This window comes from Streptomyces adelaidensis (assembly GCF_016598475.1).
Taxonomy (GTDB): Bacteria; Actinomycetota; Actinomycetes; order Streptomycetales; family Streptomycetaceae; genus Streptomyces; species Streptomyces adelaidensis.
Genome location: NZ_JAEMUX010000020.1, coordinates 38,778 through 56,186 on the forward strand (window position 1 = coordinate 38,778; position 17,409 = coordinate 56,186).

9 protein-coding genes are annotated in these 17,409 nt (G+C 71.4%); 1 reads left to right on the top strand and 8 read right to left on the bottom strand.

Features of this window, described 5'->3' with window-relative positions; all coding sequences use genetic code 11:
* Positions 1-2: 2 nt before the first annotated feature.
* The 5 genes from I8N67_RS14270 to I8N67_RS14290 form a co-directional block, all read right to left on the bottom strand.
* Positions 3-1,991 (bottom strand): beta-galactosidase, encoded by a 1,989-nt coding sequence (locus tag I8N67_RS14270; RefSeq protein ID WP_200303443.1) that lies wholly within the window; start codon positions 1,989-1,991, stop codon positions 3-5.
* On the bottom strand, positions 1,991-4,219 hold the full coding sequence (locus I8N67_RS14275) for a sialidase family protein (RefSeq protein ID WP_200303444.1): 2,229 nt from the start codon (positions 4,217-4,219) through the stop codon (positions 1,991-1,993). Before I8N67_RS14275 ends, I8N67_RS14270 begins: the two co-directional genes overlap by 1 nt.
* Positions 4,220-4,450: 231 nt before the next feature.
* Entirely contained in the window at positions 4,451-5,404 is a 954-nt protein-coding gene (locus tag I8N67_RS14280) for a carbohydrate ABC transporter permease (RefSeq protein ID WP_200303445.1), read from the bottom strand.
* Positions 5,401-6,441: an ABC transporter permease gene (locus I8N67_RS14285; RefSeq protein WP_200303446.1), complete on the bottom strand. Its 1,041-nt coding sequence runs from the start codon at positions 6,439-6,441 to the stop codon at positions 5,401-5,403. The genes I8N67_RS14280 and I8N67_RS14285 overlap by 4 nt, the downstream gene beginning before the upstream one ends.
* A gap of 27 nt (positions 6,442-6,468) precedes the next feature.
* Positions 6,469-8,154 (bottom strand): extracellular solute-binding protein, encoded by a 1,686-nt coding sequence (locus I8N67_RS14290; protein ID WP_200303447.1) that lies wholly within the window; start codon positions 8,152-8,154, stop codon positions 6,469-6,471.
* Positions 8,155-8,540: 386 nt separating this feature from the next.
* On the opposite strand from I8N67_RS14290, the gene I8N67_RS14295 reads away from it, so the two are divergent.
* Positions 8,541-11,420, top strand: a complete 2,880-nt coding sequence (locus I8N67_RS14295; RefSeq protein WP_200303448.1) for a beta-glucosidase family protein — start codon at positions 8,541-8,543, stop codon at positions 11,418-11,420.
* 143 nt (positions 11,421-11,563) lie between these two features.
* Here I8N67_RS14295 and I8N67_RS14300 read toward each other — a convergent pair whose 3' ends face one another.
* The 3 genes from I8N67_RS14300 to I8N67_RS14310 all read right to left on the bottom strand — a co-directional run bounded on the left by I8N67_RS14300 (position 11,564) and on the right by I8N67_RS14310 (position 17,350).
* Entirely contained in the window at positions 11,564-13,024 is a 1,461-nt protein-coding gene (locus I8N67_RS14300) for an aldehyde dehydrogenase family protein (RefSeq protein ID WP_200303449.1), read from the bottom strand.
* A 267-nt stretch (positions 13,025-13,291) separates the two neighbouring features.
* Entirely contained in the window at positions 13,292-15,025 is a 1,734-nt protein-coding gene (locus I8N67_RS14305; protein WP_200303450.1) for a PucR family transcriptional regulator, read from the bottom strand.
* 195 nt (positions 15,026-15,220) lie between these two features.
* Positions 15,221-17,350 (bottom strand): ATP-binding protein, encoded by a 2,130-nt coding sequence (locus tag I8N67_RS14310; RefSeq protein WP_200303451.1) that lies wholly within the window; start codon positions 17,348-17,350, stop codon positions 15,221-15,223.
* Positions 17,351-17,409 lie beyond the last annotated feature (59 nt).

Genomic DNA, 17,409 nt, shown 5'->3' on the forward strand with positions numbered 1-17,409 from the left:
GGTCATGATTGGAGCACCGCCACGCCGTACCGGCCGAGGATCAGCGAATCGGTGACTTCGGCGCCCGTCAGCAGGTCGCGGTGGGTGCCCGGTACGACGACGGTGACCTCGTCCCGGCCATGGTTGAGCACGAAGAGCAGCTCGCCCCGCCGTACCGCCTCGACCCCGTCGGGCAGTCCTTCGAGCACCGGCCGCACCCCCGCGTCGGCCGCCGCCCGTGTCAACAGCCCGCGCAGCTCCGCGGGTTCGGGGAGCGTGGAGACGTACCAGGCACGTCCCTTGCGCAACACCGCCGGGAGACCGTCGAGTTCACCGCCCTTGTACGGGACGATCTCGTCCGCGTCGGCCGCCGCCTCGATCTCCTCGGACCACAACGTCCCCCGGAAGCCGTCGCACTCGACGTCCTCCCCCGCGTCCAGCGGCCACCACTCGTGCAGGGTGCGGATGCCGAAGAGTTCGCGGAGCCTGGCGTCCATGCCGCCGGGGCGTACGCGGTCGTCCTCGTCGGCGATGCCGGTCAGGAAGCCGCTGACGAGGGTGCCGCCTCCCCGTACGTACGCGAGGAGGTTCTCGATCGCCGCGTCCGTCAGCAGGTATAGCTGCGGTACGACGACGAGCCTGTACGGGGACAGGTCGTGCTCGGGGTGGGCGAAGGCGGTGGTGAGGTGCGCCTCCCAGAGGGCGCGGTGCCAGGACCGTACGACCTGCGGGTGGTCGACCTCGGACGAGAGCCGGCCGTCCTGGGCACCGGCCCACCAGGAGTGCCAGTCGAACAGCACCGCGACATCGGCGCCGATGCGATGGCCCGCCACCTGACCGCCGATGGCGGCGAGTTCGGCGCCCAGCCGCTTGACCTCCTGATACGTGCGCCCCTGCTCGCCCGCGTGGCCGATCATGCCGGAGTGGAACTTCTCCGCGCCCTGCCGGGACTGCCGCCACTGGAAGTAGCAGACGGCGTCCGCGCCTCGGGCGACGGCCTGGAGGGACCACAGGCGGTTGAGGCCGCGGGGTTTGGGGTGGTTGACGCCGCGCCAGTTGACGGGTCCGGCGGCCTGCTCCATGAGCATCCAGGGGCCGCCGCCCGCCTGGGAGCGGGTCATGTCCTGCACCAGCGCGCCGCTCTGGGCGCCGAGCGGGTCGCGCGGGTCCGGGTAGAGGTCGACCGAGACGACGTCCTCCTCCTCGGCCCACCGCCAGGCGTCCTGGCCCACCCACATCGGCATGAAGTTGGTGGTGACCGGGATGTGCGGGGTGTGCCGGCGGACGATGTCGCGCTCGATGACGTAGCACTCCAGGAGCATGTCGCTGGTGAAGCGTCTGAAGTCCAGCACGTGCGTGGGGTTCTTCATGTAATGCGCGCGGCGCGGCGGCAGGACCTCGTCCCAGTCGCCGTGTCCCTGGCCCCAGAAAGCGGTGCCCCAGGCCTCGTTGAGGGCGTCGAGCGTGCCGTACTTCCGCCGGAGCCAGTCGCGGAAGGTGGTGGCCGCCTCGTCGCCCCAGTCGAACGTGCAGTACTCGTTGTTGATGTGCCACATCGTGAGGGCCGGATGGCCGCCGTAGCGGGCGGCGAGGTCCTCGGTGATGGCGGCGGCGTAGCGGCGGTAGGTGTCGCTGGAGTGCGAGAAGTGCTGGCGGGAGCCCCACCACTCGATCTGCCCGTTCTCGTCGCGCGGCAGGGTCTCGGGGTGCAGTCGGCCCATCCACGGCGGCGGGGAGGAGGTGGGGGTGGCCAGGACCACGCCGATGCCGTGGTCGTGCATCAGGTCCATCAGCCGGTCCAGCCAGCCGAACTCCCTTGCTCCCGGGCTGGGTTCGAGCTTCGCCCAGGAGAAGACGCCGAGAGTGACGGAGTTGACGCCGGCCGCCTGCATGAGGCGGACGTCCTCGTGCCACACCTCCTCGGGCCACTGCTCGGGGTTGTAGTCGCCGCCGAAGAGGACCCGGCCGCGCGTGGCGTCGGCGAGGGTGGGTCCCGTGCGTTCCCGTGTCATCAGGCGGGCTCCCCGTACTGGATGCCGCGCCCGTTCGTCGCCAGGTACACCCGGCCGTACACGCGCGGGTCGCCGATGACGACCTCGCCGGTCCAGCCCCACTGGTGGGCGTCGTCGTTGATGCGGGTCCAGGTCTTCGCGCCGTCGTCGGAGCGGTAGACGGCGGTGATCGCCTCGGTCGAGCCGACCTGGTAGATCGCCGGGTAGTCGGCGCCGGCGGCGGCCTTGCCGAAGCCGAGGGTGTGCGAGGCCCAGCAGCTGTCGATCTTCGAGAAGGTGGCCCCGCCGTCGGTGGAGCGGTACAGCCCGTTCCCCTTCGTGCTCAACCACAGGTCGCCGGTACGTCCCGGGGCCGCGACCAGTTTGAACTGACTGTCACCGGAGGGCAGCCCGGCCGCACGCACCGTGAACGAACGGCCACTGTCAGTGCTGGCGTACAGCGTTCCTGTGTCGGTGTCGTACGCGTAGAAGAGCGTCGGGTCGGCCGGGTCGGCGACCGGCGTGGCGCCCTTCGGGAAGGAGGAGATCTCGGACCAGGTCGCGCCGTTGTCGGCGGAGCGGTGGGCCGCGTACTTCGTGCCGTCCCAGTGCACGAAGGACCACAGCAGCGCGCTGCCGTCGGCGTTGGCGGCGATCGGCCCCGGTGCGTTCTTGGCGATGTCGGGCTGGGCCTCGAAGGGCGCCCAGGTCCGTCCGCCGTCGTTCGAGTAGGCGCCGTTGCCGTTGTCGCCCCAGCCGGTGCGAACCACGTACGACGGCTTCGCCGAGGCCTGCGCGAGTCCCGTCGCCGACCCGAACACGGGGTTCGACGCCATGCCGCGCGACGGAGACGCCGTGAGCCGCTCGTGGTACATCGTGCCGATGTCCCGCGAGCCGCTGAGCAGGTGCGCCTCCCCGACCGGGGGCGACACCAGCTGCACCACGGACGCCTCCTCCAGGCCCCGGACCCGCGGCGCCCAGTGCTTCAGGTCCCGGGTGCCGTAGAGGGTCGCGCCGGTGCCGTACACGAGGTGCTTCGAGTCGTACGGGTCGAGCGCCAGTGCCTGGATCCACCAGCCGAACTTCGGCTTGTCGGCACCCCACTTGAGGTAAGGAGTCTCGGATACGTCGAACACGGCGGAGTCCTTGAGGGACGTCCAGGTACGGCCGCCGTCGGTGGAGCGGTACACGGTGTCGATGTCGGCCCAGCGGTTGTTGGTGGAGACGACGAGGGTGCCCGGGCGGCAGGCGTCGACGGCGACCCCGCCGTAGCCGAAGGCGTCGGCGGAGCCGTCGGTGGTCGTGCCGCCCGGCTTCACGGGGGTCACGTCGGTCCACTTGCCGCCGGTGGTACGGAGCTTGTGCACGCTGCCGTCGGACTGGCCGTTGGGACCGACCGCGTTGGCGTACGTCACGTACAGCTCGCGGGTGTGCTTGTCGTACGCGGCGCGGATCGGGACCTTGGCGGAGGTGCCGGTGGGCTGTCCGGGGACGGCCTCCCAGGTGGTGCCGTCGGTGGTCCGGCAGAGGTTCGGGGACGCGGCGGTGCCGTCGCCGTCGCCCCAGCCGGCGTAGAGGGTGCGGCCGGCGGCCACGAGCAGGGTGACGCCCTGGCCGGACGCGGTGGCCTTGCCCGGGAAGCCGGTCGCCGACGCCCAGGTGGCGCCCCGGTCCGTCGACTTCAGCAGGCCGTCGTGTCTCGTGCCCAGCCACAGGGTGTCGCTGTCGCGCGGGTCGACGAGGAGTCGCTCGCCCGCGCCCCGGCCGTCCTCGTTGGCGCCGAGCTTCACGCTGAGGTCGCTGCGGGTCCAGGTGTCGCCGCGGTCGTCCGAGCGGAGGATCGCGCCGTCGCCGGCCCAGGACTGGGCATAGGTGCCGAGGGCGAGATAGAGGCGGTTCGGGTGGGCGGGGTCGACGGCGATGGCCTCCGCGCCGAGGAGGTTCCAGTCGTCCCAGCCGAGGTGGTCGGTCAGGGGGGTCCAGCGGGCCTCGCGGTCGTCCCAGCGGTAGGCGCCGCCGATGTCGGTGCGGGCGTAGGCGAGGCCGCGTACGGCTGGGTGGAAGAGGACGCCGGTGATGAAGCCGGTGCCGCCGATCACCGCGTTGCGCCAGCGGTAGCCTGCGGCGGCCTTGGCGGCCTGGGGTTCTGCCGCGTGGGCCGGGGTTCCCAGCGAGGGCACTGCCGTGAAGGTGGCGGCGGCTGCGGTTCCGGCGAGTATGGAGCGGCGGCTCGGCTGGGGCGTGAGCATGACATACCTCGTTTGTGCGTGCGGGAGGGGTGTGTTCGGGCGCCTGGGGGCTCGGTCGGCTCGGGTGCGTCGGCGGCTGCGGGTGGTTCGTGGCTGGTCGCGCAGTTCCCCGCGCCCCTTGAGGGCACGGGGCGCGCTCGGGGCTTTCAAGGGGCGCGGGGAACTGCGCGAGCAACCACACACGACCCGCACCCGCCGACCAACGCGAGCCCCCGAGCTCAGGCGCCCCGGTCAGCCCTTGACCGCGCCCGTGAGCATCCCCTTCTTGAAGTGCTTCTGGACGAAGGGGGAGAGGACGGCGACCGGGAGGAGGGCCATCACCATGACGGCCATCTGGATGGCGATCGGGGAGAGCTGACCGGTGTTGATCTGGGCGGAGAGGCCGACCGGGCGTTCCTGTTTCTGCACGAGCTGGATCATGACGTTCTGCAACGGCATCATGTCCTGGTCGGTGAGATAGATGGACGCGTTGAACCAGGCGCTCCAGTAGCCGACCGCGTAGAAGAGGGCGATGACGGCGAGGACCGCGCGGGAGAGCGGCATCACGATCTTCCACAGGATGCGCCAGTCGCCGGCGCCGTCGATGCGGGCGCTGTCGATGAGTTCCGGCGAGATGCCCATGAAGAACGAGCGCAGGACCAGGATGTTGAAGACGCTCACGGCGCTGGGGAGGATCAGCGCCAGGTAGGTGTCCATCAGGCCGAGGGACTGCACCAGCAGATAGGTCGGGATGAGACCGGCGCCGAAGAACATCGTGGCGAGCAGCGTCATCAGGATCCAGCGGTGGGCGAGCGAGCCCACGCGGGAGAGGCCGTAGGCGCACAGGACCGAGACGGTCATGCTGAACAGCGTGCCGACGAGTGTGACGCCGACACTGACGAGCGCGGCCCGCTGGACCTGGCCGCCGCTGAGGAGTTCCTGGTAGGCGATGAAGGTGATGCCCTTGGGGATCATCACCAGGCCGCCGGCCTCGTCGATGGTCTGCTTCGACTGGAGGCTGGTGACGATGATGATCCACAGCGGGAAGAGGATCGCGAAGCACGCGATGCCCAGGACGAGGCCCTTGCCCGCCACTGAGACCTTGGAGGGTTCCTCCTCCCAGGCCTGGCGGGGTGGCGCCGCCCAGCGGCTCGGCTGCTTCGCGGCCGGCTTCTCGTCGGCCGGTGTGTCGAGGACGGCGGTCATTTCTTGTACACCCCCTGCTCACCCATGAGATGGGCGACCTTGTTGGCGGTCAGCACCAGTGCCAGGCCGACGACCCCCTTGATGAGGCCCGCGGCGGCGGCGTAACCGAAGTCCTGGTTGCGGATGCCGTTCCACCACACATAGGTGTCCAGGACGTCGGAGGCGTCGACGCCCACCGCCTGCCGTTGCAGCAGCAGTTGTTCGAAGCCCACGGTGAGGGCGTCGCCGACGCGCAGGACCAGGAGGAGGGCGATCACCGGACGCAGGGCGGGCAGGGTGATGTGCCACATACGCCGCCAGCGGCCCGCGCCGTCCATGGCGGCGGCCTCGTACAGGTCGCCCGAGACGGAGGAGAGCGCGGCGAGGAAGACGATGATGCCCCAGCCCGCGTCCTTCCAGATCATCTCGGCGGTGACCAGGTACTTGAACGTCTCCGGGTTCGTCATCAGGTCGAAGCCCTCGACGCCGTGCTGGCGGAGGGTCTGCGCGATGACACCCGCGCCGCCGAAGATCTGCATGAAGACGGTGACGACGAGGACCCAGGAGAAGAAGTGCGGCAGATACATGACCGCCTGGGCGATCGCCCGGACCCGGGGCCTGACCACGCTGTTGATGAGGAGCGCGAGCAGGATCGGGATCGGGAAGAACAGGATCAGCTGCAGGAAGAACAGCACGAACGTGTTCTGCACCGCGTGCCAGAAGGCCGAGTCCGCGAAGATCCGCTCGAACTGCTCGAAGCCGACCCAGGGGCTCTGGAAGATGGCGACGACGCCGTTCTCACTGAGGTACGGGTCGTAGTCCTGGAAGGCGACCACATTGCCGAGGATCGGTATGTAGTTGAAGACCAGGATCAGCAGCACCGCCGGCAGCACCATCAGCAGCAGGGTGCGGTCGCGCCGCAATCTGAGGCGGAGGCTCAGCTTCCCCGAGCGCCTGCCGCCCGGAGCCCTGTCCCCGGGGGCGCCCTCGGACGCCTCCGGAGCACTCGCGGGGGTCTTCGCCTCGGCCCTTGGCCGAGGCACCGTGCTGTGGGACACGGCAGTCTCCTTGCCTCAGGTCCCGGGTCAGTTCGCCGAGCCGTTGTCGTCGAGCAGCTTCTTGTACCAGTCGCGCAGGCCGTCGCCGCCCTTGCTCTTCCAGTCGGACACCGCCTGCTGGACGTCACTGACCTTCTTGCGCCCGCGCACGACGTCGTCCTCCAGCTGCTCGAAGTTGTCGGCGAGGTTGGACCAGCGGTTGGGCTCGGTGATGGTCAGCCCGAAGAAGGAGGTCTTCTTGGTGAAGGCGCCCATCCGCTGCATCCACTCGACCATGCCCTTGGTGACGTCGGGCAGGTCGGGGTAGGCGGTGTACGGGGCGGGGTTGCCGGTGTAGTCGTAGGCGCCGTTGACCTCGTTGACGCCCTGGGTCGTCTTGACCGGCAGGCCCTTCTTCACGTCGTAGTCCGTGCCCTCGACGCCGTACGCGGTGAGCATGAACTCCTTGGTGCCGTACGGGGCGGCGCAGTAGTTGCAGAGCGCGAGGAAGTCCTTGATCTGCTGCGCGGTCGCCTTCTTGCTGATGAAGGTGAAGATGTTGGCGGGCTGGACCGCCCACAGGCTCGGGTCGCCGCCGTCGGGGCCGAAGATGTCGAACGCGGCCATGTCGAAGTCCGGCTTCTGGGCGCGCTGTTCGGTGACCGAGCCCCACCAGGCGGAGATGTTCCCGTTGAAGACGAGGGACTGACCCGCCGTGAACCGGTTCCTGGAGTCGCCGCCCGCCTTGCCGGAGACCGCGTCCGGGTGGACCACGTCGGCCGCGTAGAGCTTGCGCACCCACTCCAGCGCTTCGAGGTACTCCTCGGTCTCGATGCGGTTGACCAGCTTGCCGTCGACCAGGTTCCACCACAGCGCCTTGTCGCTGCCGGGGAAGACACTGAAGATGTTGAAGGCCGTCCACTTCATGTCGTCGCAGGCCCAGACCTTCGACTTGGCGTCGGTGGCCTCCTTCGCCCAGGACAGGAACTCGTCGGGGCTGGTCGGAACGCTGTAGCCCTTCTTCTCGAAGAGGTCCTTGCGGTACATGGGCGCGATGTCCGTGACGTACGAGCCGGGCATCGGTACCGCGCGCAGCTGGCCGCCGAAGATGCCGCGCTGCCAGGCCTCGGTGGGGACGGCGGCCAGGTTCGGGTAGTCCTTGACCTTGTCGCCGGAGAGATACGGGCCGAGGTCCGCGAACTTGGCGTTGATGGCGCTGGGTATCTTGCCCATCAGGTTCCAGCCGGGCACGACCACGACGTCGGGGATGTCGCTGGAGGCGAGGACCGCGCCGAGCTTCTGGTCGTAGGTGACACCGTCCTGGTTCTGCCAGGTGACCTCGACGCCGACGGCCTCGTTCATGGCCGTGTAGTACGGGTTGTCGCCCTTCGGCGGGGTGCCCCAGAACGGGGACATGACCTTCAGCTTGCCGCCGCTGCCGAGCTTCTTCGGCACCGAGGTCTTCAGGTCTGCCGTGGCGATCGCCTTGGTGAAACCGGCCGGCGCGCCGTTCTTCGCCGGCAGGTCGGGTGCGACGACGTTCGACGCGACAAACGTCGGAAGCAGCTTCTGCGCGTCCTTCCCCGAAGTCGTGCCCTCCTTGCGGCCCTCCTGTGAGCCGCCGCAGGCGGACAGCAGCGGCACACCCCCCGCCACTACGGCGGCGGCGACCGCCGTGGAGGCGAGGAAGCTTCTCCGGCTGGGCGCGGCGGAGGTGGCGGAGTTCGGCGTCATTGCGTCAACCCTTCATGGCGCACACCAGGACACCCGGCGGTGGCCGTCGGCTGCGGTGTCTTGAGTGGAACTGGCTGTGCTTGAAGCGATGGAACTGATGAACATCGGAGGGATGTGAGCACGCGAAGCGTTCCCTCCGCAGTCGAAGCGCTTCGATGTTGCTGCGAGGTTAAGTGAACGACCCGGGGTGCACAAGGGTCGATTCCCAGATTCCTCGGAGGTATGAAGGACTGGAACGACCACTTCCGACCCCTGTCATGGCGGCCGATATGACGGTGCGGAAACGGATCTGTTGCACCTTGGTCTCTTGACACCCACCCCAGGGTCGAATCAGCATCGAAGCGCTTCGAAAGCGCCTCGCCGCTCCACCGCAAAGGGAACCCCACGTGACCGCACAGACGCCGCCCACGCCGCCTTTCCGCGATCCGCAGCTGCCGCTCGCGAAGCGCATCGACGATCTGCTCCAGCGGCTCACCCTGGACGAGAGGATCGCGTTCCTGCACCAGTTCGCGCCCGCCGTCGAGCGCCTCGGGGTGGCCGCCTTCCGTACCGGCCAGGAGGCCCTGCACGGAGTGGCCTGGATGGGCCCCGCGACGGTGTTCCCGCAGGCCGTCGGCCTCGGCGCGACCTGGAACGAGGATCTCGTACGCCGCGTCGGCGAGGCCGTCTCCGCCGAGACCCGCGTGATGCGCGCCCGCGACGACCGTGTCGGCCTCAACGTCTGGGCCCCCACGGTGAACCTGCTGCGCCACCCCCTGTGGGGCCGCAACGAGGAGGGCTACTCCGAGGACCCGAAACTGACCTCGGCGATCGCGACCGCGTACACCCGTGGCCTGCGCGGCGACCACCCCACGTACTGGCGCACCGCCCCCGTGCTCAAGCACTGGCTGTCCCACAACAACGAGACGGGCCGCGACATCACGTCCTCGTCCGTCCGCCCCCGCGTCCTGCACGAGTACGACCTGCGCGCCTTCCGCGAGACGGTCGAGGCGGGCGCGGTGGCCGGGGTGATGCCCGCGTACAACCTGGTCAACGGCCGCCCCAACCATGTCTCGCCCTATCTGGCCGAGCACCTGCGCACCTGGACCGACGAGCATCTGCTGGTCTGCTCCGACGCGGGCGCGCCGTCGAACCTGGTCGACTCCGAGCACTACTTCGACACCCACGAGGAGGCGACCGCCGCCTCGCTGCGGGCCGGCGTCGACAGCTTCACCGACCACGGCACGGAGAGTTCGACGATGATCGGACGAATCCAGGGCGCCTTGGTCCAGGGTCTGCTGACCGCGGACGACATCGACGAGGCGGTCCGTCGCCAGCTCTCGGTCCGTTTCCGCCTCGGCGAGTTCGACCCGGAGTCCGACCCGTACGCGGACACCAAGGAGTTCGACACCCCGGCGCACCGCGCCCTCGCCCAGGAGGCCGCCGAACAGGCGGTCGTCCTGCTGAAGAACGAGGGCGGCCTGCTGCCGCTCGCCGGGGACGCCCGCATCGCCGTCGTCGGCCTTCTCGCCGACGAGTGCAAGCTCGACTGGTACAGCGGCACCCTCATCCACCGCTCGACCCCGCTCGAAGGCCTGTACGACCGCTGCGGCGCCGAGCACGTGACGTTCGCGGAGGGGGTGGACCGCGTACGCCTGAGGGCGCTGTCCACCGGCGCGTACGTGTCCGTCCCCGAGGCGGCCGACGCCGCCGACGAGGTGCGCGGCGCCGAGGGCGCCCTCGACCCGGCGCTCCTGGCCGGCCGGACGGATCTGCCGCCGCTCACCACGGACACCGGCGGCACCGAGCTGGCCCTCATCGACTGGGGCGAGGGCGTGCTCACCTTCCGCTCGCCGGACGGCCGTTACGTCTCGGTCGCCGACGACGGGTATCTGCGCGCGTCGGCCGACCAGCCGGGCGGCTGGGTCGTCCAGGAGACCTTCCGCCTGGAGCCCTCCGAATCCCATGGGAACGGTCACCTCCTCAAACACACAGGGACAGGCCGGTACGTCACTGTCGGCGCCGACGGCGTAAAGGTTGCCGACGAGAACGACGCGAACCGGGAAGTCTTCGAACTCATCGTCACCCAGCCGGGCGAGGAGGCAGTGACCAGGGTGGCCGCCGAGGCCGACGTGGTCGTCGTGGTCGCGGGCAACGACCCGCACATCAACGGCCGCGAGACCGAGGACCGCGCGACCCTCGCCCTCCCCGCCCACCAGGAGCGCCTGCTGCGCGCGGCCCGCGCCGCCAACCCGAACACCGTCCTGGTCCTGGTCTCGGCCTATCCGTACGCGGTCGACCCCGCCGAACTGCCCGCCGCCCTGTGGACCGCGCACGGCGGCCAGGCCGCGGGCACCGCCCTGGCCCGCGTCCTCACCGGCGACGTCTCCCCCGCGGGCCGCCTCCCGCAGACCTGGTACGCCGCCGACGCGGACCTCCCAGGCCTCCTCGACTACGACGTGATCGGCGCCCGCCAGACGTATCTCTACTTCGAGGGCACCCCGCTGTTCCCCTTCGGCCACGGTCTGTCGTACGCGGAGTTCGCGTACGGAAACCTCGCCGTCCGGGTGGGCGAGAGCGAGGTGACGCTCTCCTGCACGGTCACCAACACGGGCGGGGTGACGGCGGACGAGGTGGCCCAGCTCTACGTCCGGGCCGAGGACCCGTCGGTGCCGCGCCCGCGCCGCGAGCTGGCCGGCCACCGCCGCGTCACCCTCGCCCCGGGCGCCTCGACGGAGCTGGCCTTCCGGCTCCCGCTGGCCGCCCTGGAGTTCTGGGACGTGGCGCACGGCACGTGGCATCTGGAGCCGGGCGCGTACGAGCTGCTGATCGGCGCGTCGAGCGAGGACATCCGCCTCCGGACGACCGTCGACATCGTGGGTGAGCCGATCGCCCCGCGCCCGGTCCTCACCCACGGTCTGAACGCGGCGGACTTCGACGAGCAGCGCGGCACGGAGATCGTCGACCGCACGAAGGTGGCGGGGGACGCGGTGACGCCGACGGGCGGCGAGTCCGGCGACTCGGCCGCCTCCGGCGAGCTCATCTTCCACGACTGCGACTTCGGCGCGGGTGTCACCGAGATGACGGTGGAGACGGCGGGCGAGGGAAGCGTCGAGTTCTCCCTCATCGGCGGCCCGGTCCTGGCGACCCTGACCCTCGCCACGCCCACAGCCGGCCCGTACGAGTACACGACCCTGCGCGCCGCCGTCTCGGCGGCCGACGTCCACGACGTCCACCTCAAGCTGCGCGGCCCGCTGCGGCTGGCGCACGTCGGCTTCTCCGGTTGAGGGGCCGGAAGCAGGCCGACACATAGAAGGGGCCCGGCACCGGAAGGCATCGGTGCCGGGCCTCTTCGTCCCGGGATCCGACCTCAGCCTACATGAAAATGATTATCACAAGCTAGAGGTCGCCGGGGATTGCTCAGAGGCACTCAGAGCTGGAGCCCCGTCAGCACCATCACCCGCTCGTACGTGTAGTCGTCCATGGCGAAGCGGACGCCCTCCCGTCCGACGCCGGACTGCTTCACACCGCCGTACGGCATCTGGTCGGCGCGGTAGGACGGCACGTCGCCGATGACCACGCCGCCGACCTCCAGCGCGCGATGGGCGCGGAAGGCGGTCTGCAGGTCGTGGGTGAAGACGCCCGCCTGGAGGCCGTACTTGGAGTCGTTGACGGCGGCGAAGGCCTCGGCCTCCCCCGTCACCCTCGTCACGGTGAGGACGGGCCCGAAGGCCTCCTCGCAGGAGAGGGTCACATCGGCGGGTACGTCGGTGAGGACGGTCGGCGCGTACGAGGCGCCGTCGCGCTTGCCGCCGGTGAGGAGCGCGGCCCCCGCCCCGACGGCCTCGTCGACCCACGCCTCGACCCGCTTGGCCGCGTCCTCGCTGACCAGCGGCCCGACATCGGTGGCACCGTCGGACGGGTCACCGGTGACCTGCGCCTCGACCGCGGCCACGATGCGCGGCAGCAGCCGCTCGTACACGGACGCGTCCGCGATCACCCGCTGCACGGAGATGCAGGACTGGCCGCCCTGGTAGTTGGAGAAGGTGGCGATACGGGTCGCGGCCCGGTCGAGGTCCTCGTCGGAGGCGTAGTCGGCGAGGACGACGGCCGCGCCGTTGCCGCCCAGCTCCAGCGTGCAGTGCTTGCGCGGCACCGAGTCCATGATCGCGTAGCCGACCTTCTCGGACCCGGTGAAGGAGATGACCGGCAGCCGCTCGTCCTGGACGAGGGCGGGCATGCGGTCGTTGGCGACGGGGAGGATGCTCCAGGAGCCGGCGGGCAGGGCGGCGCCGGCTCCGGTCTCCTCCGCGAGGAGTTCGCCGATGATCAGGCCGGAGAGCGGGGTGGCCGGGGCGGGCTTCAGAATGATCGGCACGCCCGCCGCGATCGCCGGGGCGATCTTGTGGGCACAGAGGTTGAGCGGGAAGTTGAACGGCGCGATACCGAGGACCACGCCCTTGGGGAAGCGGCGCGTGAACGCGAGCCGGCCCTGGCCGCCGAGGTCCGTGTCGAGCCGCTGCGCCTCCCCGCCGTTGAACCGGCGGGCCTCCTCGGCCGCGAACCGGAACACCGACACCGCCCGGCCGACCTCGCCGCGTGCCCACTTGACCGGCTTGCCGTTCTCGGCGGAGATGAGCCGCGCGATCTCCTCGGTCCGCTCGGCGAGGCGCCTGCTGACGTGGTCCAGGGCGGCGGCCCGCACATGCGCGGGCGTCGCCGCGAACTCGTCCCGTACGGCGTACGCGGCGGCCACGGCCTCTTCGACCTGGTCCTGCGTCGGCACGCTCACCCTGCCGACCGTGCGGCCGTCCCAGGGTGACGTCACATCGAACGTGGTCTCACCGGTGGCCTGGCGGCCGGCGAGCCAGAAGGCGTGGGTGGCGGTCATAGTCGATCCCGGCCCTTCGGTGGGTGACACTTCAGCTTCGGCTTTCAGCTTCCGGCACCACGGTAGGGCCGGGGCGGCGGGGGGTCGTTTGTCCGGGGCGTACGAGTGGGGGCGGGGGGTGTGCCGGATTGGTGGGGTGGGTGGCCGGCATCTTCAGCCCGTCCGGCATTTGAGGACGAGGCCGTTCAGGCCGAAAGCGGGGGTCGGGGGCGCGGCCCCCAGGAACGGGATGGGACGGGTAGGGGCGGCGGGGGCGAGGAAAACCCCCTACTCCCCTGCCGCAGCTGTCGTCTTCAGCGCCAGCCACAGCTCCATCCGCGCGTCCGCGTCGTCCAACGAGCGCCCCAGGATCTCCTCGACCCGCCGCATCCGATACCGCAACGTATGCCGGTGGACCCCCAGGTCCGCCGCAGCCGCGTCCCACTGCCCATGCCGCGACAGCCACGCCCGCAGGGAGTCGACAAGATCCCCCCGCCCGGTCGCGTCGTGCTCACGGAGCGGCCGGAGCAGGCTGTCGGCGAAGGCCCGCACCGCGTCGTCACCGAGAAGAGGCACGACGGACCCCGCCGCGAGCTCCTCGTGTTCGACGAGGCACCGCCCCCGCCGCCGAGCCACGGACAGCGCCTGCTCGGCCTGCTTGTACGCCGCACCGGCGGCGATCGGCCCGGCGGGCGCGGACAGCCCGGCGACAAGTTCCTCCTCCTCGACGGAGGCAGAGGCAGAGGAAGAGGCGGAAGCGGACACGGACACGGAGTCCCGCCCCGCCCCCGCCCGCGCCGTCTCCAACGCCACCGCGAACTCCCCGCACGCGGCCACCGCCGCACCCCCGTCCACGGCGAGCACGACAAGCCGCTCCCCGTCGGGAACGACGAGGACGGCCTCCCCGGCCCGCGCGGCCGCCGCCTCCAGGACCTCGGCGAGCTGCCCGAGCAGATCACCGGCCGGATCGACGGCGGCCAGCCCGGCAGCCGTCATCCGCTCACTCCCCGCAGCCCCGGCCTCAGCGCCGGGCTCAGCCCCAGCCGCACCCTCAGCCGCATCCACCCGTGCCCGAGCCGCCGAGGCCGACGCCGACTCCGCGAGGATCAGCCGGAAAGGCGCGTCCAGCAGCTCGCCGTACAGGGCACCGGCGACGGCCCGCGCATGGTCGGGCTCCCCCGCCAGCAGCATGCGCAGCACCGCCGCGCCGATCCGCTGCTCGGCGGCGTACAGCGACCGCGACCGTTGTGTCGTCAGCGTCAGCAGGGCGATCGCGGAGTGGACGGCGTACCGCTCGGCGGTGCCGAGGGCCGCGGCCGTGCCGACGGCGAGGGCGGCGCGGGCCCGGCGGCCGCTGCCGAGGGAGTGCAGTTCGACGCGGTCCTCACCGCCCACGACCGCGCTGGCCGGCGGGGGCCGGTCCCGCAGCCGTTCGACGTCGGCGGTGAGCCGCCCGGCCCGCCGCTCCGCCCAGTCGGGCGCCACCGCGACGACGGCGCCGGAGGCGTCGTACAGGGCGGCCCACCCGTCGAGCTGTGCGGCGAGCGCGGTGAGCAGCCCCGCGGGGCCGTCGGTCATCGCCTGCCTGGTGAGTTCCCGCTGTGCGGCGAACCCGGCGGTCACCGCCCGGTACTGATCGGCGGCGATGGCGGCCGACACCGCCTTGCTGATGGCGAGGAAGGGCGTGCGCCGGGGCACTTCCAGGAGGGGCAACCCCTCGCTCTCCGCCGCGTCGACGAGCGCCTTGGGGATGTCCTCGTAGTTCACGCCGACGGCGAAGCCGAGCCCGACGACCCCGGCCTCCGCGAGCCGCCGTACATAGCGCCGCATCGTCTCCGGATCCTCCGCGTCCAGTTTCAACGCGGTGATCAGCAGCAGCTCCCCGCCCTCCATGTACGGCACGGGATCGGCGAGTTCGCTGACGTGCGCCCAGCGCACCGGCACGTCCAGGCGGTCCTCGCCCGCCCGTACGGTCAGTTTGAGCGCGGAGTGGTGGACGAGCGAGGCGAGCGTGGGAGGCATGGGACCTTCAGATCGGCGTCGGAACAGTGTGATCTCCGTGATCCCTGTGATCACTGTGCACATTTGGCCGCGACGTATGAACGACCTGTGCCGATTCTGCCTCACCGTACGATCGCAAAACCCGCCCGCCGCACCCCGAATGGCTCAAACCGACCTGTTCGCCCGCCCCCGGCCGGGACCCCCCATCACATCCGCTTACCCCCGCAGATCCACCAGCAACGGCGGCGCGTGCTCGCCCCGCACGTTCGTCAGCGACAGCACCGCGTGGCCCGGCGGCACGCCGTGGGCCAGTTCGGACGCGGACCAGCGTTCCCGCTCGACCTGCCGCACGGTCACGGCGCGGGCGGTCGGCGCATGGCCGGTGATCACCCGGCGCAGGGCGTGCCAGGCCTTCCCGGCCGGGGAGTCGGCGATGATCTGCCGGTCGGTGACGTCCCGCGCCTCGATCCACTCCTTGCCCCACACCTCGGCGAAGTCCTGCCCGTCCCAGGGCGTGAGCCCGGAGAGCGCCATCCGGCAGCCGGTCGCGCCGAGCAGCGGCCCGCGCAGGGGCCGGGGCACGTCGTCGAGGGTTCTGAGCGTGAGGACCGTCCCGGCGTTGGCGGACCGCAGCCGCTGGATGCCGCGTACGGCTTCGGGGGTGACGATCCCGGTGGCGTCGTCCAGCACCAGGCAGGCGAAGAGCGACCGGTCCTCCCGTACCGCCACGCTCGCGGTGAACTGGGCGAGCACCAGCCGCGCCAGGATGCGCGAGGCGTCGGCGTGGCCGCGTTCGGGGAGGTCGATGCGGACGCGTACGGGGTGGTCGAGGGCGCGGAGGGAGAAGGGCCGGGACTGCCCGGAGGTGTCGAAGAACCCGGCGAAGGCGGGGCGGTCGAGGAGAGCGACCCGGTCGGCCAGCACGCTCCCGACGTCCCCGGGGTGCCCGAGCTGGCGCTCGCGCGCGTCCAGTTCCCGCAGCAGCGACTCCTGCCCGGCGTCCTGGAGGCCCTTGCGCAGCTCGCCCAGCGGGCCGGGCGCGCCGTCCAGCAGTCCACGCAGCTGCGGCACCGACGGGAAACGCCCGTGCACGGCCCGGAACGGCCCGAGCAGCTGGGCGAGCACGGTGGTGGAGCGCCGGCTGTCGCCGCCGGGATGCGGGTCGGCGAGGTCCCCGACGAGCGCCTCCGCCAGGACGGCCGCGGCCTCGTCGGGGTCGGTGGTGCCGCCGTAGAGGTCGAGGTCGTAGACGGACTCCGGGTTGCCGATGCGTACGACGACGTCGTAGGCGTCGGCCGGTCCGAGCCCGGCGCCCGCCGCGCCCACGACCACCACGGCGGCCCGCCCGGCCAGCGCGTGCAGGCACAGCGACTCGGCGATGGGCCACACGACGCCCCCGGTCTTCCCGGACCCGGCGGGCCCGACGGCCAGCAGGGAGGTGCCGAGCAGTTCTGGGCCCAGGCCGAGGCCGGTGCCCCGGTAGGCGTACGGGTTGCGCGGGTCGTCGACCGTGCCGCCGAGCCGGACCTGCCCGGTGACCATGTCGTGGCGGGCGAGCCGGGCCGGCAGGTCCCGGTCCCCGGAGGGGTGCAGACAGGCGGCCGAGCCGTCCTTCAGTACGGCCCCGGTGAATGTCGCCAGACTGTGGTGGCCACTGCGCACGCCCTGCCACGCCCGCAGGATGCGCGCGTGGTCGACGTCCCGCATCAGCCCGGCCCGTCCTTCGGCGACGAGCCGGTCGGCGGCTTCGGCGGCCCCGGCCTCCCGCAGCTCGGGCCATTCGGCGGGGTCCTCCTGGGGCGGCGGTACGACCTGCCGCTCCTCCGGCTGCCGGAAGCGCGGGGCGCCGTACCGGCGCCAGACCTCGCCCCAGCGGCCGAGCCGTCCCACACCGACCATGATGGCCACGGCGACGACCGTGTACCAGACATAGGTGAAGACCACGGCGCTGTACGAGTGGGCCGGCGCCCAGGAGTCGGGGATCATCGCGTAGAGCGGCACCAGCCACCAGCCACCGAGGTAGCCGTTCCAGAGCAGGGACCAGATCAGCCAGCCGACGAGGAAGGCGATCAGGGCGCCGCCGAGCAGCTGCCGGCCCGGAACGATCTCGGGCTCCTCCTCGGGCCGTGGCCGGTGCCCGAACCGCCACACGCCGGGCGCCGCGTCGGGTCGCGGCGCCCGCAGCCAGGCCAGGAAGGCGTTCCCGTCCGGCCTGGGAGGCACTCCCGGTGCCCCCGCGGGCATGGGAGGCATGGGAGGTGCCGCGGGTGTCTCCGGCGACCCCGCCGGACGCGGCACAGGATTCGCATGTGTGCCCCGCGCGTCCCGCGTTCCGTCGCTGTTCATCGCGCTTGCCCCCTGACCAGCCGTTCCGTCCACCATCAGCGAGCCAATCTAACGCCCCC

Excerpts from the sequence above, each read along its gene's own strand:
- I8N67_RS14305 (WP_200303450.1), bottom strand. The coding sequence starts at position 15,025 with ATGCCTCCCACGCTCGCCTCGCTCGTCCACCACTCCGCGCTCAAACTG.
- I8N67_RS14300 (WP_200303449.1), bottom strand. The coding sequence starts at position 13,024 with ATGACCGCCACCCACGCCTTCTGGCTCGCCGGCCGCCAGGCCACCGGT.
- I8N67_RS14270 (WP_200303443.1), bottom strand. The coding sequence starts at position 1,991 with ATGACACGGGAACGCACGGGACCCACCCTCGCCGACGCCACGCGCGGC.
- I8N67_RS14275 (WP_200303444.1), bottom strand. The coding sequence starts at position 4,219 with ATGCTCACGCCCCAGCCGAGCCGCCGCTCCATACTCGCCGGAACCGCA.
- I8N67_RS14280 (WP_200303445.1), bottom strand. The coding sequence starts at position 5,404 with ATGACCGCCGTCCTCGACACACCGGCCGACGAGAAGCCGGCCGCGAAG.
- I8N67_RS14310 (WP_200303451.1), bottom strand. The coding sequence starts at position 17,350 with ATGAACAGCGACGGAACGCGGGACGCGCGGGGCACACATGCGAATCCT.
- I8N67_RS14290 (WP_200303447.1), bottom strand. The coding sequence starts at position 8,154 with ATGACGCCGAACTCCGCCACCTCCGCCGCGCCCAGCCGGAGAAGCTTC.